Below are 21652 nucleotides of genomic sequence, written 5' to 3' on the forward strand. Positions count from 1 at the left end.
GCGTACTGCGCGGGCAGGGCATGAACGACTCGGCTAATCGCTGTCGGCGAGGGCGTCGCCGACAACCTCCTGACGCTGCGAGTACAGCTCTCGATAGCTCACGGCGCCCAGCTTACCGCCCTTTCCACCCCGGCTGTCCAGGACCGGTCCGACAGTGTGAGCGATCGCCTTGAGTGAGATACTGGATCGCATGGCACTCCACCTCACCGACGATGTCGAAGCCGACGCACTGCTCACGAACAATCCGCTCGCCCTGCTGATCGGGATGCTGCTCGACCAGCAGGTCGCGATGGAGGTCGCGTTCGCGGGCCCGCTCAAGATCGAGCAGAGGATCGGTTCGGTCGACGCCGAGACGATCGCGAACTGCGACGCCGACGACTTCGAGGCCGCCTTCAAGCAGTCGCCCGCCGTGCACCGCTTCCCCGGTTCGATGGCCGCGCGCGTGCAGACGCTGTGCCGCACGGTCGTCGACGAGTGGGGCGGCGATGCCTCCGCGATCTGGACCGAGGGCGATCCCGACGGCAAGACCGTGTTGAAGCGTCTCAAGGCGCTGCCGGGTTTCGGTGACCAGAAGGCGAGGATCTTCCTCGCGCTGCTGGGCAAGCAGTGCGGATTCGCGGGCGAGGGATGGCGAGAGGCCGCCGGCGCCTACGGCGAAGAGGGATCGTTCCGCAGCGTCGCAGACATCACCTCCCCCGAGACCCTGCTCAAGGTGCGGGAGACGAAGCGCGCAGCGAAGGCCGCCGCCAAGAAGAAGAGCTGAGCTGCGATCCCGAGCTCATCCCATCGTGTTGATGATGAGCCCGATGTGCGTGAAGAAGTTGAGCGCGCCGAATAGGAAGAACCCGAGGCCCGGGAGTCCGATGCAGATGCCGACGATCCACTGCCACGTCGTCCGCTGCGAGCCCGTGGAGAATCCGCGCAGCGCGACCGGGAAGAGCACGGCACCGATGCCGGCGACGCCGAACATGCCCGACATGAACGTCGCTTCCACCCACGGCCACTGCGCGAACGCTCCGCTAATGGGCTCCTCGGGCGGCGCGGCGAAAAGTTGGAAGATGAGGCCGGCGAACGCGATCGCACCAAGCGCCAGTCCGAAGCCGACGATGATGATCCCGAGAGGTCTCACCACTGACGCGATCTCGGCGCCCCGGTCCTCTGTCTCGGGGAGATCCTTGCGCCGCCACAGGAGGATCGCGCTGCCGAGCAGCAGCACGCCGAAACCCAGGCTGGGCTCACCGAAGATGATGTTGTCAAATGGGAAATACTTCGCTAGAGGCCAGGTGAGCGTCATGTGCGCGCCGGTGATGGTGAGGATCGTCCCGAGCACGAGAAAGGTGACCGCATAGCCTTCCAATCGCACCGGCGTCCCGCGCTGCAGACCGCGTCCGAGCCAGACCACGCTCAGCAGTCCCGCCCCGGCAGCGACAGACATGATGGTGTTGTAGGTGGGCATCTGAGTCCAGTCGATGACCAGTGCCGCCTGCGTGATGCTGTTCATCTCGTCTCCCCCTATCGGCGGTGCGTACCACCTCATCCGTCAGGATCCCACCGTCGGATGATGTGACGCAAGGACACGGCTCCGGATTCGTGGAATGACGCCCGGCTAGGCTGGAGCCATAGTTCTTGTTCAACAGCCGCCGCAGAGAGGAGGCCTAGGTCGCATCTTCTCGCTCGAAGTGTCTGACGCACCGCAACATAGAAAGAGGAGCGACTGCGATGCATGAGAAGCCATGGAAGCTCGTCCTGGCGTTCTCGTTCTTCGGCGCGATCTCCGTGGGGTTTCTCATCCCGATCGTTCTGGGGCTCATCCCACTGGTCTCGATGGGCGGCGTCATGATGATGCTCGCGGGCGGATTCACCGTGGCGGGCCTCGCGCTGCTGCCGCCGCTGGCGAGACGACGAGGTGCAGGCAATGGCCCGAACGGGGCGCAGTGGTGCTTCCTCACCCTCGGTCTCGCACTGTGGTGCGCTGCACCGGTGCTCCAACTCGTCGGAACCGAGGGAGATCTGAGTTCTCTGACGGGAAGCGGCGCGAAAGCGGTGCCGCTCTGGTTCCTGATCGTTCTCACCTGGGGAACCGCCGTCCTCTTACTCGTGGCCGGCGTCAGACAGTATCGTCGCGCGAAGACCGCACGAGGCCGGGGCGGCTCCGCGGGGTAACTTCTACAACATCCTCGGAGCGCGAGGCGCAGCGCCACAGACCTGTCTCCTGAGAGCGCACCTCCATCAGCGCAGATCAGCCTCCGAACACGCCGATTCCCATGTTTCGGTGTACTCGACGGCGGATCTGTGCGACTGAAGCGGATCCCGACCAATCAGCTGCTCATCGAGAGCGAGCGATGTCGCCCCTCTGTAGGCTGCAGTCATGAGGATCGCAATCGCGGGTGGGACCGGGCAGGCGGGCGCGCAAGCGGCTCGTGCAGCGCGCGAGCGCGGGCACGAGGTGACCCTGTTGGCACGCTCAGAGGGCGTCGATCTCGTATCGGGCGCGGGCGCGCGAGATGCCCTCGAGGGAGCTGACGCTGTCATCGACGCTTCCGGTGTGAGACCGGGCGACGATCCGACGGCGTTCCACGAAGCCGTCATCCGCACGCTCACGACTGCTCGCCCACCCCTCATCGTCGTGCTGTCGATCGTGAACTGCGATCGCGCGAGCGAGTATCCCCTGTACGGCGGCAAACTGGCCCAGGAACGGGCTGTCGAAAGGAGTGGCGTTCCATTCACGGTCGCCCGCACCACGCAGTTCCACGAGTTCGCCGCTCAGGTGTACCGGATGGGCACCCGTGGGCCGTTGCACTTCAGCCCTCGGATGCGCACGCAGCCGGTCGCCGTACGAGAGGTCGGCGCCCACCTCGTGCATCTCGCCGAGGCCGCACCCGCCGGGCGCGCAGCGGACCTGGGAGGCCCTCGGGAAGAATCCCTCGTGGACATGGTTCGAGGCTACGCCCGAGCGAGCGGCGCGGGTCGCTTGGTGTTCCCGGTCAATCTGGGAGGCGCGTTCGGTCGCGCTCAGCGCGACGGTTCCCTGCTTCCCGGCTCTGATGCCCTGCGCGGCACCGAAACCTTCAGCGAGTGGCTGGCGCGCGTCTTCCCCGCCCGATAGAACGATTCGGACTCGGTGGCGGGCGCCAACCGGCTCATCTCACCGGACGCGCGGCCGATCGAGCGACTACTTGCGATCCGAGTCGATCTCGCGAACGTGGACTCGGACGAGATCCTCGATCAGTTCGTCAGGGAGCCGGTTCGCGAGCGTGAACTGGACCGCGTGCTCCGTGGTCTTGTAATCAGAGAGCCGATCCTTCAGCTCGTCGATCGCCCACGAGGAGGGATAGAAGCTCATGTGCTTCTTGGACGCGGTGAAGTAGACCAACGCGCGGTCCTTGTACTTCAACGTCGGCATGCGGTAGCTCATGGTTTCCTCGACGCCCGGCACGAGCCGCGTCACCAGTGCGCGTATTCGCTCGAGTTCCGGACGAAACGCGGGATCGACCCCATCCAGATACTCGTCGATCGTGATCGCCTGTTCGCTCATCGATCTCTTCCTCTCCCCCGCGATCCGGATACCACCCGACGAGCTGCCCCCTACCCGGGCAGCTGCGCCACTACAAATAGGATGCCCACCACGAATAGCGCCAGCAACCCGAGAACGGTGCCGATGGTCGCCCGGACCGCCTGCGCGGGCCGTCCGGTCTCATGGCGACGAATACCGAGCAGCCCGAACCCCAGGGCAAGCACAGCACAGGGAACGGCGATGAAATCACCGACGATCGGGATCATCGCACAGACCACGGCGATGATCCCGAACGTGAGAGCATGAATCCCGGCCCGCTCGCCCCCGTGCCCGGTGGGCGACCCTCCTGCCATGCTTTGATGCTACTGGCACCTCCGGCATCACTGGTACCCGAAGCCAAAGGTGTGACCGAGCGACCACGTGTCGCGAGACTAGATCTGCGAGGAAGTCAGGCCGCAGAACAGGCGCCCCGCGGCGGCGAGGACGGCGTTCATACTGGCGGCAAGCACCGAATCGGCGCGTCCGGCGCTCCATCCGGTCCCGTCGGGGCATCGGTACTCGATGAGCGTGAGAGCCTGACTGCCGCTCCCCGTCCCAATGCTTGTCTGATGCAGCTCGAGCACCTCAAGGTCGATCTCGCGCTCGGCGAGGGCGGCCGTCAGCGCCTCAATAGGACCGATGCCCACGTGCTCGCTCGAGAAGTCCCCACCGTTCACCCGCAGGTCGATCCGAGTGCGGGTCGCTCCCCCGTTCTCACTCGTCTCGTACCCGACCAGACCCACTCCGCTGTCGCTCCGCGCCGCGAGATAGGAGGCCTCGAAGATGCTCCTCAGCTCGGCCGCGGTGACCTCGCCGCCAGTGGTGTCCGTATGGGCTTGGACGTGGCGTGCGAGGTCGATCTGCATACGGCGAGGCAGTTCGATACCGTACTCGGCTTCGAGCAGATAGGCGATGCCACCCTTGCCTGACTGGGAGTTGACGCGAATCACGGCGTCGTAACTGCGACCGATGTCGGCGGGATCGATGGGCAGGTATGGCACCCGCCACTCGATCTCGCTCGCCGCCCGACCCTCGGCTTCGGCCCGGGCGCGGTGCTCGGCGAAGCCCTTCTTGATCGCGTCCTGGTGCGTGCCGCTGAACGCGGTATGCACGAGGTCGCCGACGTAGGGGTGCCGGGCGTGCACCTCGATCCGGTTGCAGTATTCGACGGTGCGGCGGATCTCGTCGATGTCGGAGAAGTCGATCATCGGGTCGACGCCCTGCGCATGCAGGTTCAGGGCAAGGGTGGCGATGTCGACGTTGCCGGTGCGTTCGCCGTTACCGAAGATGCAGCCCTCGACCCGCTGCGCTCCAGCGAGCACGGCCAGTTCCGCGCAGGCGATGCCGGTGCCGCGGTCGTTGTGCGGATGCACGGACAGAATCACGCTGTCGCGACGAGCGAGATGCTTGTGCATGTACTCGATCTGGTCGGCGTACACGTTCGGCGTCGCGATCTCGACGGTCGCAGGAAGATTCAGGATCACCGGTCGCTCCGGCGTCGCCTGCCACAGCTCGGTCATCGCGTCGCAGATATCGATCGCGTAGTCGGGCTCGGTCAGGTTGAACACCTCCGGGCTGAACTCGAACCGCACGTTCGGCATCTCGCCGGCGAACTCGAGCACGTCGCGGCCGCCCGCCAGGATCAGTTCCTTGAGTTCATCGCGGTCCTGCCGCAGCACCAGGTCGCGCCAGGTCGGGGCGGTCGCGGTGTACATGTGGATCACCACCGGGTTCGCGATCCCCTGGATGGAGGCGACCGTGCGCTCGATGAGATCACGTCTGGCCGGGGTGAACACGACGATCGTCACGTCATCGGGGGCGATGTCCGTATCGGCGATGAGCCGCACGAAGTGGTAGTCGGTCTGCGAGGCCGACGGGTAGCCGACTTCGATCTCCTTGTACCCCATAGCGACCATGAGCTCGAAGAAGCAGCGCTTGCGGGCCGGGTCCATGGGTTCGGCGAGGGCCTGGTTGCCGTCGCGCAGATCGACCGGCACCCACAGCGGGGCGTCGGTCAGCTGTTTGGTCGGCCACTCGCGCTCCGTCGCCGTGAGCGGTACGGCGACGCCGGAGTACACGTCGATGTATCGGTGCGAGGGCATCTGCGAGTGCCGCTGCCGGTTCCACCCGGGAGCTTCAGCGGGCACCGGACCTGCGGGCGTGGAGAGGGTTGGGAAAGTCGTGGTCATGACGAGGGATTCCTTCTTGGCTGGTCAAATGACCGGCGCAGCGAGCAGCTCCACGGCGGGGAGCCGGTCAGACTAGACCCCGCCGTGGCGGCGAAGAAGTAGGAACCCGATGGAGAACATGGGTAGACTGTACCACAACTCCTCAGACAAGCAGAGCAGACAGGGTGACGAGCATGGCGCAGGTACAACGGACTCCCCTCGCGGATCAGGCCGCCGAGCTGCTGCTCGAACGGATCAGATCAGGCGAGTGGGAGCTTGGCGAGAAGCTTCCCGGCGAGACCACGCTCGCCCCGCAGCTCGGCGTAGGCCGATCCACTGTGCGAGAGGCGATCCGACAGCTCGCCGGCCGCGGTGTGCTCTCGTCACGACAGGGTGCGGGCGTGTTCGTGACGGCCCTGGACGTGCGCGAGGACTGGGACCAGGTGCTGGCCCGAGCTGACATCATCGCGGTGATCGAGGCGCGGATCGCCATCGAGACCGAGGCGGCAGGGCTTGCGGCCAATCGCCGCACCCCGCGGGATCTGCACGCGATCCGCCGAGCACTCGACCTCCGGTGGCAGCGAAGGGTCGGCATCGAGGAGCATGTCGACGCCGACACCGCGTTCCATCGCGCGATCGTCGCCGCGGCCCACAACCCGATCCTGTTGGAGCTGTTCGACGGGTTCACGCCGCGCCTCCGCCAGGCGATGATCGACATGCTCCGCATCCGCGACGCCCACGGCAGCGAGGCCGACCAGCACGTGCACGCGGACCTCGCAGACGCGATCGCCCAGCGAGACGCGAGCGCCGCGTCCGCGCGAAGCCGCACCCATCTCTCCTCGCTCGCCGATGCTCTGCGCTGAGCCGAGGCCATCACCTTCAACAGGCGCCCTGAAGGCCTCGCAGTACTACTCAACAACTCCGCGTGACTGCAGCAGGTACTGGGCGGTGTGCGCGACACGGGGGTCGGAATCGTCCGTCAACGCGGCCACCAGCGCATTCGCCTCGGGACCGGGGATATCGGCGAGCGCCGCAGTCAGGCGCTGTCGCGCCCCCGCGTCAGCGCCGTCCGCTCGTGCGAGTTCAGCGCGAATGAGACGCACGATCTCCTCAGCCTCTCCGTCTCGCCGGGCGGCGAGGTCGGCGAGGACGTCCGCGGCCGCCACGTCGTCACGCCCGCTGGCCACGAGAGCGATGAGAGTCGGGATCGCCCCGCGGTCGCCGCGTCGTCCACGCGCGAGCGCGGCCCGAGAGCGCACCCGCGGATCGGGATGCTCGAACGCGTCCGCCAGAGCGCCGGTCGCCCGAGGCGACCCGATCTTGACGAGCGCGTCGACTGCGCGGCGCCGTCGGCGCTCATCGGATGAGGACAGTGCCCGGGCGAGAAGAGGGACGGCCTCGTCTCCGCCTCGCGCGAGCACCCAGTCCAGCGCCCCTGCAGCGTTGATATCGGTCTCCGCCAGCGCCGCTTCGACCAGTGCGCCGATGCCCCTCGCGCCGGCCTCCTCCTCCACTGTGAGCGCAAAGCGCTGACGTTCCGAGGGGTCGTCGACGTTGAGGCCGCGGATCAGGCTGATCGTGTGCAGCACGTCCGCCCACTCCGCGAGTTCGCCGGCCTGCACCTGGCGCAGCTCGTGCAGCAGCCGCGTCTGCTGCGCCAGGTGCTCCTCCGTGCGCGCGATGAGCTGCTCGACCATCTCAGCCGGGCTGAACGGGAGATCGCCGAGCGCATCGGCGATCTCCCTCAGGCCGAGTCCGAGCGATCGGAGGCCTTCGACCTGGAAGAGGCGCCGGATGTCGTCGTCCGTGTACTCACGGTATCCGCCGGGGGTGCGCGAGGTCGGCGACACGAGGCCGATCCGGTCGTAGTGGCGCAGCATGCGCGCACTCACCCCCGACCGCTCGGCGACCTCACCGATCAGCATCGTTCCCGTCCCGGATCGTCGGGCCCGCGGACAGCGCGACCGTCTTGCGCGCCTCGTAAACGGCGGCGTCGAAGCCGAGCTCGGGATCCTCCATGATCATCTCGGTCGCGATCGCGTGCGTCCGGACCGCCTCGTCCTCGTGCGCCTTCGCGCGCTGCACGATGGGCGCGGCCGCAGTGCCGAGGTCGGCGAACGCTCGGCTGAGGCTCAACTGCACGTCGCGGTCGCCTCGGGCGAACTGTGTGGAGAGCGTCTCGGCGAGTCGCTCCTCCCACCCCTCGGGCACGAGCCCCGCTGCCGCGCGCCACGCCGTGCGGGCCACCGCGTCATCCTCGTCTTGCAGCAGCTCCGTCGTGATAGCGGGCCACGTCGCGGGGTCTGCGATCTTCGTGAGCGTGTGCAGTGCCTGACTCCGCGCCTGCGGAATAGTGGATCGCAGTTCAGGCAGGATCAGCTCGATCACCGTCGAGTGATCGTGTCGTGTCAGCGCCCAGGTGAGCATGTCGCGCACGTAGAAGTCGGGCTCGCCTGCGCAGTGCTCCACCAGCACCTCGATGAATGCCGGATCAGGATTCGTGCCGGCGGTGAGCACCGCCTGCAGGCGGGCTGAAGGGTTCTTCGCCTCCAGTGCGCGCCGCAGCGCGGAGCCGTTATCGGTTGTTGTGTGTACGCGGGTCACGATGACCACCTCCTCACTCCAGTAGAAACCTTGTCACGGTGTCAAGGTCAAGCGCCCACCGGCAGGAAATGTCCTGCGTCGTCGATGACCACCAGTCTCAGCCTGAGATACTGCACGACCGCGCCGAACAGTACGGTGGGGGTGTGAACCTCGACGATCTCACCGTGCCGCATCGATACTCCGGCGATCCCGTGTATCGGCTCTCCAGCTGCACGCAGTTCTTCTTCGCCTCACCGGGAGGCGGGAACGGTGTGTCGTTCGAGCAGGTGCGCGACCTCACCGCCGAATGCCTGCAGCTGCTGGACGAGGCGAGCCACTGGATCGACCCGCTCGACACCCGCAAGCGGGGACTCGACAGCATCGACACCGTATTGGAGGCTCTGACGCGCGACCGCGACGCAGCGCTCACGAAGTTCGCCGCAACGACGCTGCGGGTCTTCGCTCAACCGGATCCGCCCCGCCAGCAGCTCGCCCTGAGCCTGCCGGAGCCGGATGCAAGCGCAGGTTTCGCGCAGCTGGTGATCGGCGAGCGCCCCTCGCCCATCATGCACGACCCCGAGACAGTCGTCGCGCGGACGCTCCGGTACGCGAGCGCGCTCCGCCCCCACGTCGGGCTCGTCGGCCTCGGACTCATGGCCGAGACCTGGATGGAGCCGCACCAGGTCGACAGCGCCTGGCCGTATCTCGAACGGTATCCGGGCCCGCAACTCCCCTACCGACTCGAGTGGGGCGCAGACGGGGCCGGGATCCCGCACATCGACTGGCTCACCGTGCTCGGCGAGCGACCGCTCGATCTGCTCGGCGGCGTCGCAGAGCTGTCTCGCCGCCTCGATGATGCCGCCGACGCACTCGGCGCGCCCGCGCCGCAGCTGCTCGAGCACAAGGGCGGCATGCTCGTGCGAGCGAGCAGCACACCCCTGATGGACGACGGCGGATCCCCGGGCGCACCGACCGGATACCGGATCGTGGACGCCGCGTTGCGGCCGCTGCGCTGGGACGGCCGCTCCTCCAAACCGAACTGCCGACTGAAGGTCAACGAGAAGTCCAGCGGTCTCACCCGCGCCGAGGCGACCCTGCGCTGGGCGACCAGATTCGAGTAACACAGCCCAGGGCACGGCGGCTTCGGATGTACCGGCGGTGCTCATCTTCTTCAGTGCAATCGGGGCCACCCGTCGTTGACCGAATACTACCGCCGACCGATCCGCCGGCAGCACGAAACCCGTGACCGGGAGCGAACCGCATGCGAGACTATGGGCGACGAGGGAGTGTCGAGAGCATCATCGTGAGGTCCGATGCATCCTGAGGACCGAGGGGGTGGTCAAGATGTCAGGCGACGCGCGTCCTGTCAACAGGTGGAAGCATCTCTCCCTCCTGGGCCTGACCACCACTGACGAGCAGACCCGCGAGTGGATGGCCGCGGCCCGGACGCCTGAGACGCAAGCGCGCATCCGGCGTTGGTCGAAGGTCGAGACCGTCGCCGCAGTGATCATGCTCGTGGGCCTCGTCATGCTCCTGATCGCGCCGTTCGCCTCGATCGCAGTCGCGGTCTGGGACGCGATCACGGACACGGAACGCACCCATCTGCACTGGTGGATCTGGGTCACCACGATCGGCGCGCTCGCCATCGGCACCGTCGGGCTTCTCCTCGCCACCGCGCGACGAGAGCGGGCCTGCTTCGCCGACGGCCAGACCGCCACCGGCATCGTGGACCGGGCGATCGAGCATCCCGGCAGCGGCGACGATCAGACCTGGTTCGACCTGCGCATCAGCGCCGTGCTGCCGGACGGCACGACGCTGCGCCGTCGTCTGCACCTCGAGGGCGAGCACCTGGATCGCCGGGTCGGTCGCCTGGTGCGTTTCCGACACAACACACTCGATCCCGATGCGCTGGACGACGTCCAGCTCGACGGCTGGCCGAGTGCGGACGGGAGCCGTTCATGAGCGGGCGACGGCCCCTCTCCCTAAGGGGGCGCGGGAGATGGAATCAACCTTCGAAGGACCAGTACGCCGAGCGCTGGGCGAGCGTGGCGAAGACTCCCGAGACCCGCGCTCGGATCCGCCGCCTGTCCAGGCTCGATAACTTCTGTTCGGCGGTCATGCTGACCGGCGTGGGCCTGTTCGTGCTCATGATCCCGGTGGCGATCGTGCTCGGGATCTGGTTCTGGATCGCCGGCATCCACCGCCCCGAGGTCTTCATGTGGGGATTCGGGATCGGGATCGGCGTGGGCCTGCTCGGGGCGATCCCATTGACCGTCGTCAGCGACCGGCTGCACCGGGCCCAGTTCGCCGACGCGGACACCGCGATCGGCGTCGTCGAGCGCGTCACGAGCCGGGAGGAGCGGGACGGCGAGGGCAGCCTCACGACCGTCTACCGGGTCTCCCTGATCGCCCGACTCTCCGACGGACTCACGCTGCACCGACACCTCGACGGCGGCAAGAGCGACCACGGAGGCCCGGACGAGTCATGGGCCGGGCGCAGGATCCGCATCCGCCACAACACGCTGGATCCCGACGATCTCACCGATGCTCGCTTCGACGGCTGGCCCGACCGCGAGACGAAGGGGTGGTAATGACGAGCCGAGCAGATGAGGGCGGTGTGCAGGCGTGGCCGGGGCACGGGAGGCGGCGATGAACGCACTGCCTGTTCCCGACAACGGCTGGCCGCACCTGCTCCGCCGGGCAGTTGCAGTCGCCGGCCTGTGGGCGGTCGCAGCGTTCGGCCTCGTCGCGGCGGCGCTGCCCCAGATAGACCCTCAGTGCTACTCGGACTCGCCGTCAGGAGGAGAGGTCTGCCCGCTCACGCGCGATCCCGCACTCAACCACTTGTTCGACACCAGGTGGCCTCCGATCCCCGAGGCCTGGGCCGTATCGGTGATCCTCCTGTCGATGTTCCTCGGAATCGGGCTCTCCCTGTTCCTCGATACGTCCGAGCTCTGGTCGAAGAGCGGCGGCGCACCGACGGCCGTCGGACTCGTCTCGGGTCTGCTCGGCACGGGCCTCGGCCTCCTCGTCGCAGGCCCCGGCTTCGTGCATCCGCTGCTCGCGCTCGGGTTCATCGGGCTCGGCGCGGTGCTGATCATGCTCGGCCCACTGGCCGTTCGCGGCTTCCGCCGAGCCCTGCAACGCTCGCACGCCCGCCACCTGCGCCGAGAGCATCTTCGTATCCGGGGCGCCCGTACCGCTGGGACGATCACCGCCCTTCGTTGGGAACAGACTCACCACGACGATGATGCGATCTTCACCGTGACAGCGACGTTCGCAGCCGGGGCGGGAACCCGCTCCGTGACCGAGGATCTGTGCGTGCCGCGCCAGGACGCTCCCCTCATCGGAGGGACGGTAATCGTGATCCACGACGACCAGGAACACCACCGAACCGGGATCGACGTGCTGCTCGAAGCGGATCCCGACAGCCTGCGCGATCCCGACGCGCTGGAGAAATACCCCGAGGCACCGGAACCATCGCCGAGCTGAGGCACGCGGGCGGAGGCCCATGAATCATCGCTCGATCGGCCTGCGGCAAAGGGCTGAACGAACTCGCGGAGGCCGACTGCCAGCGATGTCGGATGGCATAGGGTCGGGCCATGCCCTTCTCCGCATCACACTGCTGGGAAATGATCCACGCTCGTCTGGTTGCGAGGGGCATCAGGGCCTCAAGAACAGCGCGGCGCGGGCATTGCCGGTCAGTATGCAATGGGTATTCTGGAATCGGCGGTTCAGACCGCCGATTGCACTCCCACGTGAGATCCAAGTGAATCATCGCGGAGAGGCCTGAGCAGTTCAGGACATGTCTGGATGGGGTGCGGCGCCTTCACGCGCCGAACTTCAGAGTGTCGACACCCGGTGTCGGCTGACCGAAAGGACAAGACATGCCATCGAAGGACGAAAGAACCTCGCCCGGGTCCTCGAGAAGATCGCGAAGCTCGATGAGCCACGACGGTCGATCATGCAGCGTGTGCACGAGATCATTCTCACTGCGGGGCCGAACCTGAAACCCCGGATCTGGTACGGGATGCCCCGCCTATGCGCTATCCGCGAGCACACCGGCACTGGTGACCCTCCGCAGCGATGAGCGCTTGAACCTCGCGCTCACCGAGAAGGCGGACTTGCGACCCGCGGGCGGCGCGGATGGTTCCCTGATGCCGGCTGCTTGGTTCTTCGACGATATCGATGACGCTGCCGAGCAGCGGATCTCCGAGATCGTGCGGTCGGTAACCGCCTGACCGGAGCCCCGCGGGCCCACGGCACGAGTGGCCTCCCGCTTCCAGGTCCACCAGTGCAGTCGTGCGGGTCTGCGCTGGTGGACCTGGGGAGACGGCTCTTGCGATCTACGACGAGCCGTGTAGCGTGCAAGTACGAGCAGGGGGAGCTTTCCGGCGTTCGACGCTGGCAGGTGGGAGCATGCGCAGTCGTCACTTTCCTCGTCTCCCTGGTCTTCGCTGCGAGGCACGGCTGCAAACACGCGACCGCACCGGCTCCGAATCGTCGCTATAGAATCCGACCATTCGAGGCAAAGGAGGGCTCATGACGTTCTCGCTGAGGCAGGCTTCGACGCCTCACCATCCCCGGCCCGTCGCCTCTGCCGTACGGCAATCGATGCGCCGATCCCTGCCCCGTCGCTTCATCGTGGCGGCGCTCACCGCGTTCCTCGGCGGCGCGTTCGCGTTCTGGGTGACGTTTCATATCGGTATCGCCGGGGATATCCCCGGCATCACCGGTAAGGCCGATACCGTCATCCGAGCCGCGTCGGCCGTCGCGGGTATCTGCGTCGCGCTCTTCGTCATGGTATTCGAGAACCGCGCCGTCACCGAGTGCCTCGTGTACTCGACAGGGTACGCGGTCACCGGGGCCCAGACCGTTTCGGGGCATCATCCCTTGCCCCCGGGCGGGTTGAAGCGCGCGGCACTCTGCGTCAGGCTCCTCGCGTTCGCGGTCGGCGGTACCCTCGGAACCTCCGTCGCGGTGCTCTGGGCGGCTCCCCCGCTTCCCGAGGCCCTGCTCATCGTCGCCGCGGCCGTCGCGGTCGACGTGCTCGTCGCACGGTTCACCCTGCCCAGGTTGCGCGCCGCTCGCGAGCAGTGGCGCACCGATCAGCAGCGCCTTGCCCGCATCGATGCGATCCGCTCTCACGGCGTCCATACCACCGCGACGGTGCAGGAAGCGCGCTTTCTGCGCTCGTGGCTCGACGACCAGCCGGTCTTCGCGCTCACCCTGCGCACCTCCGGGCCTGAAGTCAGAACCTTCAGCATCCGTTATGCCGACTACCCTCGATGGGCGCCGCAGCAGGGCGACGAGTTCGACGTGTGGACGGACGGCGCAGTGTCCGACGCCGATGCCAATGAGATCGTGCTCGAACGGCGCCCTGCACCCTCCCGCCCCGCCGCGGACGTGAAGCACCTGCGGCGCCCCTCAGGCGGCAGCGACGGCCCTGATACCGGCCCGTATGAACCGGCGTGGGCCACCGCGATCGAGCGAAACACCTCCCGGGCCCGCATCCTGCATTTCGTGTCGTGCGTCCTGGCGGGGCTCGCAACGCTCGCGACCCTTGCACTGTCGCTGATCGCGTGGGTGCTGTTCGGGCCGTCGCGATGGTGGCTCGTCCTGCTCCTCGCAGTGGGGTGTTTCTCCGCTCTGGTCATGACCTGGCGTTTGATCCGGATCCGGATCCGGCCACGTCGGGCCGTCTCGGCCGGGGCACCCCTCGGCATGCCGGGGCTGGTCGCCGCATTCGCCGCATTCGCAGGGCTCTTCGGCATCGTGTTCTCCTGGGTTTTCGTGTTCGCCGACGAGCTGGCCCTCGGCCCGGAGGGCGCGCTCGTCGGGATCGCCGCTATGCTCTGCCTGTTCTCCGCGGCAGTCGGGTTCATCATCGAACTTGGGACCGCAGGATTCGTCACGCCCGTCGCCCTCACGGCCATGCGCCGGGCTGCGCGCGCTCCCGCAGCGCCCGTCGACCTGGTGCACCGCGCGCTGCACTCGGGCGAACCCGCCGCTGCCCGTCTCGAGCACAACTACGGGATCGTGGTGGGCGCCGCGATGCTCCGGTGACAGTGGCATGCCGCCGGGCACGGTGCCCGCAGCAGGCTTCGCACAGGGGCGTGCTCACTACCAGGGCAACCAGCCCCGATCGCCGAGCACAGCTTCGGCGATCCCGCTACTGCTCATGCTGAGGAGCTGCATTTTGGACTCCGGCCCTTCGATCAGCACAACCACGCGGCCGCTCTCCGTTTCGGCGACGACGTCACGAGGTGACGGGGCCGCGTCATCACGACGCCAGAGCACTTTGCCGTCTTCGGCGCGGGCCTCGAGAGCCGTGGGGCTGCAGCAGATCCCATGCAAGGTGAAGCCCCGATCCTCGCCCGCCGGTCTCCCCGTGGCAGGGTTGATGAGCAGGCTCTCGTCCTCGTACCGGAAGACGCGCTCGAGATCGGCATCATCGGTGAACTCGTAGTCGTAACCTTCGTCGGGCACCAGCTGATCACGCTCGATATAGCGCTCCACAGCGTCGCCGGGAATGCCGGGCGCCGCATTCTCCGGTTCGTCGACGACGTGCAGGTCGCTCTCTTCGGCCATGAACTCGGTCCTTCCGGTTCGCGGGTCGAGCACGAACCAGGTGGAAGCATCTGAGGGATGGTCCATGCGCACGAACGCCCCTCGTTCGTCGAGCTGAACTACGTCGACGCTGACCGGGATCTCGCGATCGTCCTGCAGTTTCCGATCCCACACGAGCTCTCCGGTTGCGAGGTCGTATGCCGCGACCCGCTCGTGTCTGAACAGGCCGGAGAACACGAGCTCGTCGTATCCGACTACAGCGATCTCTCGTCCATCGACCGCGCCGGTCGCGACCATGGGCTGCACATCCGATGCCGTTTCCACGCCAATATGCCAGAAGACACGACCGGCGGCGACGAGCACGAAGCTCGCGATCAGCGCGAAAGCAACCACACCCGCGACGGCCTTCACCCGTGTTGAACCGGGCCACTTCGGTGCAGCGGCTCCCGCGGAACGCCCTAGCCCCGCCTCCGGGTCTTCACTGGCCGGCGCCACCGCCCGCGGCGCCCCGAACAACGCGACGGCGATCCGACGCACCCCGACGATGAGCGGCTGCACCGCGAGCAGCATCGCGCCGAGAACCATCAGCTGCCAGGCGAAATCGGATGCGTGGGGTTCGACGAGCTCGTACGTACGCTCGCCGCTGCCCGCTGTGACTAGCCAGACCCGTGTGACGGAGCCGATCCCGATCCCGAGCATCGGCACCGCGATGGCGCGCAGCACGAGCCACGCCCACGGGACGGATCGTTGCGCGGCAGTCCGGAAGTCGAGGACGACGAGCAGCAACCCCATCGGCAGTGTGAACACCGAGGTTTCGAGGGAGCCCTGAAAGTCGTCGAGCCCGTACACGTCGAATATGGTGAAGTGCCAGCCGCTCACACCCGCTACGGCCGCGAGCAGGCCGACGATCGACCACCGCGCGACGCTCCATGCGCGTAGGCGCCCTGTCGCCGTGTTCTCTCCCATGGATCGACTTTAGCGACCAGTCGATTCGGCCCACACGAGCCCGCGCCACCGGCGGAGCGGGTGCGGGCCGGACCTGCTCCCGAACATCAGCGCCCGCCGGCCGATCCGCCACCACCGCCGCCGCCGACGGAGCCGCCGCCGCTCGATCCTCCGGAGCTGCTCGAGGAGTAACTCACGGAGGAGCTGATGGAGCTGACCATCTGGGAGATGGTGTCGCCGATGGAGCCGATATTGTACGCCTGGGAGCCGGTGTACCACCCGATGCTGTTGTACGGGTTCGCCGAATACCAGCTCTCCAGCACCTTGCCCCACTGCTTCTCGAGCCCGAACAGCATCGCGTAGGGCAGCAGCTTCTCATAGAGGTGGATCACATTCACCGAGCCGTCCTGCAGTCGCTCGGCGCCCTGATACGACTGCAGCATCTGCAGCCGATCCGCCTCGGCGACCTCGATGAACAGCTTCACTCCCTCGAGGTACTCGCGCGTCTCCGCTCCCGCGCGGGTATACACGCGGTGCTTCTTCATGCTGAATATCGCCAGCAGGATCAGCGGCACACCGAGAACCATCCCGAAGACCGCGCCGAAAGGCTCGCTGCGCAGCATGAAGCCGAATACGACCAGAACGGCGAGCACCGCGACGAGCCCGAGAGTCACCCAGCCGAACACCCTTCCGGTAGAGCTGCGCTCGCGCTGGAAGTATCCGCGTTTCTCGGCCTGCTCCGTCGCCGCGGATTCGAGGGCCTGCATCCTCTTCGCGAACGACTCGTCCTTCTTCGGCAGTACGAACACCGTTCCGGGCGCGGGGGTTCCCGGGAAGACGGCGTCCAGCGTGGAACGATCGAACTGATCCTGTGCTTTGAGCGGATCGATCACGCGGAGCGCGGTCTGCGGTTTGCCCGAACCGAAGAAGCCGGTGTCGGGAGGGCCGTCCTCGAACCGGATCATCCCGTTCACCGCGAGGTGCACGAGCTGAGCCGCCACCACGCTCCTCCCGACACCCGCGATCGGCGCAGCGATGAGCGGCGGCAGGGACGGCGGCACGTCGTACTGCGCCACGACGGTCCCCCGACCAGAGTTCTTGTGCTTGCGGCGCATCGCCGAGGCGGCGATGACTCCCCCGACTCCTGGAACAAGCCCGGCGCCCGCGACGAGGAACGGTACGAAGTCGAGCAGCGGGTTCGGAAGCCGCTGCGGCGGCTGCACCACGGTCTCGGGCTCCAGCCCCACCGCGATCGTGGCCCCCTCGCGCGCGTCCAGCGGCATCGGGCCGGCTCGCAGCTCGCCTTCGAACCCGCTGATCATGCATTCTTCGCGCGATCCCGCACTGCCCCTGTAGCAGCGCTGCTCCCCGGTGAGATGCTCCGCAAGCGCCTGATCGAAGCGGATCTCGGCGGTGAACGAGGAGATCGGCTGCTGCCTGGCGGAGGGCACCACGTCCCAGTAGAACTCGTCGGCGGCGCCATCGTCGCGTGCCAGGATCACGTCGCTCAGCGTGTACTCGATCACATACGTCTGCCTGCCGTGCACGTACTCGTCGTCGCCCGTGAGCACGGCGACGTAGGCGGCGTCGTGCTCGTCGTCGGTGCCGGACTCGGTTTCGAACGGCACCGGATCGCCGTTCTCGTCGGTCACCTTGAAGTCGCGCGGATCTGTCGACGCTCCCTGATAATCCCGCGGCAGCGAGCGCACGATGCCCCGGTTCTGATCCGTCTCGGGGAACCGGGCGACCAGGGTCTCGGTGACGTGCGCGATCGCTCTGCCGTCGTCACCGACGCCGATGTCGTACTGCACGTCCCAGCTGTCGTAGCTGAAGTCTTCGACGTCGGCGTGCGCCGGGGCCGGAGCGACGAGGAGCGATGCGGCGAGCGCGGTGAACGCGGTGAGGATCGCGATCGCGAGGAGCACCAGCGGCCGCAGCGCCCCGTGCGAGCCGACGGGGCGTAGACCGGATTTCATTGAATGAGCCATCAAGACCAGGCTAACCGGCTCGGTTCTGCGCTTCGAGTCATCCTCGCGTTCTCAGCGGCATTGCGGCGACTCCCATGTTCGCTTCCTAACCTGGGGGCACGCGAGGGGGCGGATAGTGCGTTCCCGGCGCGGGATCCGAGAGGAGGCGTCTCATGACGAACCGAGCACTGGACGAGCACCGAGGCGACAGCCCCGAGCGCACCGGAGGCATCTCTCTGCTGAGAGCGGGGACGGGAGGGGCCGCATCCGTAGCCGCCCTGCTCCTCCTCGCGGGATGCGCGGGGCCCGCAGCTGTCGAGGACGCTCCGGCGACGTCGGATCCCGGAGCGTCCAGTGAGCGCAGTGAGGAGAACGGGTCTGGCGGGTCGGCAGGGTCGACCACCGAAGAGAGCTTGGCCGACGCGAGCGTGGACGTGTCGTGGGAGGACGCGGTCGCAGCTGCGCAGGAAGCCTTCGACGGACGGCTCATCTCGGTCGAGCTGGATCGGGATCGCGGAGAGCTGGTCTACTCGGTCGAACTCGTGTCGGACACGGAGGAATACGAGGCGATCGTCAGCGCCTCGAGCGGCGAGATCGTGCATGAGCAGCATGAACCGCTCGAAGCGGACGACGCCGCGGAAGCGGCAGAAGAGGTCCTCGATACGAGCGGGCTCATCTCCCCTGAGGAGGCCATGACAGCCGCGACAGGCGAGATCGACGGGCCGGTCAAGTCGTGGAAGCTGGACCGTGATTGGCAGGGCACCTTCTTCGAGGTCGAGATCGCCGCGAGCGGGAACGACCGCGACGTGCTCGTCGACGCGGTCTCGGGTGAGGTCGTCGAGGTCGACGGCTGATCCCCGCGGCCCGCATACCGCGGGGGCCGAGGAGAGACGATGGAGCACACGATTCGCATGGCGGGCGTCGACGACGCCGATACGATCGGCCGGCTGCTGTTCGACTTCAATACCGAGTTCGAGACGCCGACGCCCGCAGCCGCGGAGTTCGCTGAGCGGCTACACTCGCTCCTCGCCGGTGACCGCATCGTCGCCTTCCTCGCCGAGGATCATGGGAAGGTCGATAGCAGGGCGCCCCGCGCGCTCGGCTTTGCGCTGCTCAGCCTACGCCCGACGCCGTACTTCGACGGCCCCCTCGTGCAACTGGAGGAACTCTACGTCTCGCCCGATCTCCGCGACCGCGGAGTCGGATCAGGCCTGCTCGATGCGACGGTCGAGTATTCGCTCTCCAGGGGTTCGCGCGAGATCCACATCGGCGTAGATGAGATCGACACGGATACCCGCAGATTCTACGAACGGCATGGATTCGCCAATGTGCAGCCCGGACAGGATTACCGGATGCTCCTGTACCTGCGCGAGCTCTGACCGCGGAGTGCGGCTCGTCAGCCAGCCGGATCGAACTGGAGGATCCGGTCGTCGTCGGGCGCCGGATGACCGCGACCGTCGGTGTTGTTCGTGAGCAACCACAGCTCGTCGTCAGGTGCAGAGACGACGAGGCGCAGCCGCCCGTACTCGCGCGTGAGGTGCTCGGTCGATGCCGTCAGGTCATCCAGCGGCACTTCGCGGAGCCGCTCGCCGCGAAGGTTCGCGATCCAGATCGAACCCTCGGCGACCGCGATCCCGCTCGGGCTGGCGTCGGCGGGAGCCCACTGCTGCACCGGGTCGATGAATCGGTCGTCGCCGGCTGCGCCCTCGACCTCGGGCCACCCGTAGTTGCCTCCGGGCTCGATGACGTTGAGCTCGTCCCAGGCGTCCTCTCCGAACTCGGCCGAGTACAACGTGCCCTCGTCGTCCCAGGCGAGGCCCTGCGGATTGCGGTGTCCGTAGCTGTACACGTAGGAGCCGTCGAACGGATTATCGTCGGGCACTTCCCCTTCGGGCGTCATGCGCAGGATTTTGCCCGAGAGCCGGTCGAGATCCTGGGCGCTGCCGCGCTCGTGCACGTCGCCGACCGTGGCGTAGAGCATCCCGTCCGGGCCGAACGCGATCCTGCCCCCGCTGTGCCAATTCGCGTGCGGCAAGCCCACCAGCACGGTCTCGGGGTCACCGAGCCCCAGCGAGCCGGGCTCGCCGGTCAGCGGATACCGCTGGATACGGTTCTCGCCCTCTCCCGTCGAGTAGACGTACAGATCGTCCCCCTCGATCGCGAGCCCCAGGAGGCCCGACTCCCCCGCGGCGCTCACGCCCTCGATGACGCCGACCTCGCGGGTGCCGTCGGCGGTGAGTTCGAGTATGCGTGCGGAGTCGCGTTCACTGATGAGAGCTGTATCCCCGTGGAATGCGACCGACCAGGGCACGTCGAGATGATCGGCGACCACCAGCGGTTCGGAGGAACCGGGCTGCGAGGGCTGCTCCGCGCCGTGGTCCGGTGCGCAGGCGGCGAGCGCGAGAACCGCGACCAGCGGCAGCACGAGCAGCGCCCGCTTTCGAAGGTTCGTCATGCGCCGTGCTACGGGCATTGGGCCCGGCGCGGGACGGTTCGGTGTCGCGGTGCTCGACATCGTCATCCTCCGTCCCTCGGAACATCCTGATGCTTTGAGCCTACGGAATGAGCTGCGCTGCGTGGGAGTCCCTTTGGGATCGGCGGAGAGGGTAACGCGGTGCAACGAGGAGTGTCTCGCTGCGATACGCTGGAACCCTTGCCTCCGTAGCTCAGTGGATAGAGCAACGGCCTTCTAATCCGTTGGTCGCAGGTTCGAATCCTGCCGGGGGCACCCAATCTGTGACGTTCGAAACTGCGACACGCGAGTGAGTGTCGCAGTTTCGGGCTCACCCTCCGCGTCTGGATCGTGCTCGCTCCGTGACAGGGCCTCGTGCTGCACTTCGGGGTCGGGGATCACGCTTCCTGCGGAGGATGGCGCGCAGGATCGGCTCATAGATAGACGCAAGAACCGCGACCAGCGCTGCCGCAGCGAGCGTCAGACCGACCCGCTGCAGGTCGACCGCGAGCACGTTCTGCCCGGTCGAGCTCATCAGCACGATCGCTGTCGTCAGGGCGAAGGCGTAACAGGCGTAGTTCGCTCCGGTCGCGTAGAGACTGAGCGCGACGAGCATGGCGACTCCGCCCAGAGCGACCCGGACGCCGTGGACAGGCGCGAGGAGCGCGATCCCCGCGGCGAGCAGACCGCCCAGCATGGTACCCACCGAACGGGCGAGGAGCCGTTGCCGGGTGTCGGCGAGACCCGGCTTCACGATCACGAGGATCGACAGCAGCGCCCAGCCCGCGAGCGAGCCGGGCAGCCAGGCCGCGGCGACAAAGGCGGTTACGCCCAGCAGCACGGCGAGCGCCGCGCCGTAGAGCCGCAGGCCAGGCTCCGGCCTGCACCGCCGCTGGGTGCCATCCTCTCCGCGCGCATGCCCCGATCACCAGGCCGGTCGCCGCCATCAAGGCCGCAGCCGCCGCGGGCCACGGCGCAGCAATCCCCGCCAGTGCGAAGAGCACTCCGGCGCCGATGGCCGAGCCCAGGCCGACGGGTCGGCCGTAGAGTGAGCCGACGACACCGACGGCGGTGCCTGCGAGCACGTGGGGCAGCCCCGGCGCGAGCGGAGTCAGCGCCGTGACCACCGCCGGAATGCCGACCGCCAGGACGAGCAGCAGCGCCGACGCGACAGTCCGCGCCCGCGACCGGCCGTCCTTCATAAAGCCCCCTGCCGACCCCTCGTGGTCGTACATCGATTCTCGCACTGCAGCCTCATGGGGCTCGACCTCGGGCACTCCAGTCCTTAACTCCCAAGCACTTCGCCAGGCCCACATCTTTTTATCGCGCAGGTCGAGCTTGCCCTCTCCCGCCCAATGCTCGGTGATGTCCGTGATCCATCTCTCGTCGAAGTCGCCAGCGGTGAAATCACCGC

23 protein-coding genes and 1 tRNA gene are annotated in these 21652 nt (G+C 67.3%); 13 read left to right on the top strand and 11 right to left on the bottom strand.

Going from position 1 to position 21652, the window contains the following annotated elements; translation table 11 throughout:
- The first annotated feature begins 190 nt into the window (after nt 1-190).
- The gene (locus AC0KXF_RS02060; RefSeq protein WP_473107615.1) at nt 191-763 is read left to right on the top strand and encodes an HhH-GPD-type base excision DNA repair protein; all 573 of its coding nucleotides are present in this window, start codon (nt 191-193) and stop codon (nt 761-763) included.
- 15 nt (nt 764-778) lie between these two features.
- On the opposite strand, the gene AC0KXF_RS02065 is transcribed toward AC0KXF_RS02060, so the two are convergent.
- The gene (locus tag AC0KXF_RS02065; RefSeq protein WP_473107616.1) at nt 779-1501 is read right to left on the bottom strand and encodes a DUF981 domain-containing protein; all 723 of its coding nucleotides are present in this window, start codon (nt 1499-1501) and stop codon (nt 779-781) included.
- A gap of 218 nt (nt 1502-1719) precedes the next feature.
- Between AC0KXF_RS02065 and AC0KXF_RS02070 the strand changes: the two genes are divergently transcribed.
- Both AC0KXF_RS02070 and AC0KXF_RS02075 read left to right on the top strand, forming a co-directional pair.
- Nucleotides 1720-2163, top strand: coding sequence for a hypothetical protein (locus tag AC0KXF_RS02070; protein ID WP_473107617.1), 444 nt, complete (start codon nt 1720-1722; stop codon nt 2161-2163).
- 205 nt (nt 2164-2368) lie between these two features.
- A complete protein-coding gene (locus tag AC0KXF_RS02075; protein ID WP_473107618.1) occupies nt 2369-3106 on the top strand; it encodes an SDR family oxidoreductase in 738 nt (245 codons plus the stop codon).
- 66 nt (nt 3107-3172) lie between these two features.
- Here AC0KXF_RS02075 and AC0KXF_RS02080 read toward each other — a convergent pair whose 3' ends face one another.
- The 3 genes from AC0KXF_RS02080 to AC0KXF_RS02090 all read right to left on the bottom strand — a co-directional run bounded on the left by AC0KXF_RS02080 (nt 3173) and on the right by AC0KXF_RS02090 (nt 5742).
- On the bottom strand, nt 3173-3535 hold the full coding sequence (locus AC0KXF_RS02080) for an iron chaperone (protein WP_473107619.1): 363 nt from the start codon (nt 3533-3535) through the stop codon (nt 3173-3175).
- A gap of 50 nt (nt 3536-3585) precedes the next feature.
- On the bottom strand, nt 3586-3867 hold the full coding sequence (locus AC0KXF_RS02085; protein ID WP_473107620.1) for a hypothetical protein: 282 nt from the start codon (nt 3865-3867) through the stop codon (nt 3586-3588).
- Nucleotides 3868-3945: 78 nt separating this feature from the next.
- A complete protein-coding gene (locus AC0KXF_RS02090) occupies nt 3946-5742 on the bottom strand; it encodes a 2-isopropylmalate synthase (protein ID WP_473107621.1) in 1797 nt (598 codons plus the stop codon).
- Between the two features lie 173 nt (nt 5743-5915).
- On the opposite strand from AC0KXF_RS02090, the gene AC0KXF_RS02095 reads away from it, so the two are divergent.
- Nucleotides 5916-6584, top strand: coding sequence for a FadR/GntR family transcriptional regulator (locus AC0KXF_RS02095; protein ID WP_473107622.1), 669 nt, complete (start codon nt 5916-5918; stop codon nt 6582-6584).
- A 45-nt stretch (nt 6585-6629) separates the two neighbouring features.
- Here the strand turns inward: AC0KXF_RS02095 and AC0KXF_RS02100 are convergent, their stop codons facing one another.
- Nucleotides 6630-7646 (bottom strand): MerR family DNA-binding transcriptional regulator, encoded by a 1017-nt coding sequence (locus AC0KXF_RS02100; protein WP_473107623.1) that lies wholly within the window; start codon nt 7644-7646, stop codon nt 6630-6632.
- Complete coding sequence (locus AC0KXF_RS02105; RefSeq protein ID WP_473107624.1) at nt 7633-8325, bottom strand: HEAT repeat domain-containing protein; 693 nt, start codon at nt 8323-8325, stop codon at nt 7633-7635. Before AC0KXF_RS02105 ends, AC0KXF_RS02100 begins: the two co-directional genes overlap by 14 nt.
- A 143-nt stretch (nt 8326-8468) precedes the next feature.
- On the opposite strand from AC0KXF_RS02105, the gene AC0KXF_RS02110 reads away from it, so the two are divergent.
- From AC0KXF_RS02110 to AC0KXF_RS02125, 4 genes are all read left to right on the top strand, one after another.
- The gene (locus AC0KXF_RS02110; RefSeq protein WP_473107625.1) at nt 8469-9425 is read left to right on the top strand and encodes a type VI immunity family protein; all 957 of its coding nucleotides are present in this window, start codon (nt 8469-8471) and stop codon (nt 9423-9425) included.
- Between the two features lie 223 nt (nt 9426-9648).
- Complete coding sequence (locus AC0KXF_RS02115; protein ID WP_473107889.1) at nt 9649-10266, top strand: hypothetical protein; 618 nt, start codon at nt 9649-9651, stop codon at nt 10264-10266.
- An 83-nt stretch (nt 10267-10349) separates the two neighbouring features.
- Nucleotides 10350-10895 (top strand): hypothetical protein, encoded by a 546-nt coding sequence (locus AC0KXF_RS02120; RefSeq protein ID WP_473107626.1) that lies wholly within the window; start codon nt 10350-10352, stop codon nt 10893-10895.
- 58 nt (nt 10896-10953) lie between these two features.
- A complete protein-coding gene (locus AC0KXF_RS02125; protein WP_473107627.1) occupies nt 10954-11796 on the top strand; it encodes a hypothetical protein in 843 nt (280 codons plus the stop codon).
- Between the two features lie 337 nt (nt 11797-12133).
- On the opposite strand, the gene AC0KXF_RS02130 is transcribed toward AC0KXF_RS02125, so the two are convergent.
- Complete coding sequence (locus tag AC0KXF_RS02130) at nt 12134-12283, bottom strand: hypothetical protein (protein ID WP_473107628.1); 150 nt, start codon at nt 12281-12283, stop codon at nt 12134-12136.
- Between the two features lie 115 nt (nt 12284-12398).
- Between AC0KXF_RS02130 and AC0KXF_RS02135 the strand changes: the two genes are divergently transcribed.
- Together AC0KXF_RS02135 and AC0KXF_RS02140 are read left to right on the top strand one after the other, a co-directional pair.
- A complete protein-coding gene (locus AC0KXF_RS02135; RefSeq protein WP_473107629.1) occupies nt 12399-12545 on the top strand; it encodes a hypothetical protein in 147 nt (48 codons plus the stop codon).
- 301 nt (nt 12546-12846) lie between these two features.
- A complete protein-coding gene (locus tag AC0KXF_RS02140) occupies nt 12847-14370 on the top strand; it encodes a hypothetical protein (RefSeq protein ID WP_473107630.1) in 1524 nt (507 codons plus the stop codon).
- A 57-nt stretch (nt 14371-14427) separates the two neighbouring features.
- On the opposite strand, the gene AC0KXF_RS02145 is transcribed toward AC0KXF_RS02140, so the two are convergent.
- On the bottom strand, nt 14428-15840 hold the full coding sequence (locus tag AC0KXF_RS02145; RefSeq protein WP_473107631.1) for a hypothetical protein: 1413 nt from the start codon (nt 15838-15840) through the stop codon (nt 14428-14430).
- Nucleotides 15841-15926: 86 nt separating this feature from the next.
- Nucleotides 15927-17807: a DUF2207 domain-containing protein gene (locus tag AC0KXF_RS02150; RefSeq protein ID WP_473107632.1), complete on the bottom strand. Its 1881-nt coding sequence runs from the start codon at nt 17805-17807 to the stop codon at nt 15927-15929.
- Nucleotides 17808-17959: 152 nt separating this feature from the next.
- Here AC0KXF_RS02150 and AC0KXF_RS02155 point away from each other — a divergent pair, with 152 nt between their 5' ends.
- Both AC0KXF_RS02155 and AC0KXF_RS02160 read left to right on the top strand, forming a co-directional pair.
- Nucleotides 17960-18640: a PepSY domain-containing protein gene (locus AC0KXF_RS02155; protein ID WP_473107633.1), complete on the top strand. Its 681-nt coding sequence runs from the start codon at nt 17960-17962 to the stop codon at nt 18638-18640.
- Between the two features lie 39 nt (nt 18641-18679).
- Complete coding sequence (locus AC0KXF_RS02160) at nt 18680-19165, top strand: GNAT family N-acetyltransferase (protein WP_473107634.1); 486 nt, start codon at nt 18680-18682, stop codon at nt 19163-19165.
- 17 nt (nt 19166-19182) lie between these two features.
- Here AC0KXF_RS02160 and AC0KXF_RS02165 read toward each other — a convergent pair whose 3' ends face one another.
- A complete protein-coding gene (locus AC0KXF_RS02165) occupies nt 19183-20241 on the bottom strand; it encodes a PQQ-dependent sugar dehydrogenase (RefSeq protein WP_473107635.1) in 1059 nt (352 codons plus the stop codon).
- Between the two features lie 200 nt (nt 20242-20441).
- On the opposite strand from AC0KXF_RS02165, the gene AC0KXF_RS02170 reads away from it, so the two are divergent.
- Nucleotides 20442-20514, top strand: a tRNA-Arg gene (locus tag AC0KXF_RS02170).
- Nucleotides 20515-20569: 55 nt separating this feature from the next.
- On the opposite strand, the gene AC0KXF_RS02175 is transcribed toward AC0KXF_RS02170, so the two are convergent.
- Entirely contained in the window at nt 20570-21079 is a 510-nt protein-coding gene (locus tag AC0KXF_RS02175; protein ID WP_473107636.1) for an FUSC family protein, read from the bottom strand.
- Nucleotides 21080-21652: the final 573 nt, after the last annotated feature.

It is taken from the genome of Leucobacter holotrichiae (assembly GCF_055791005.1).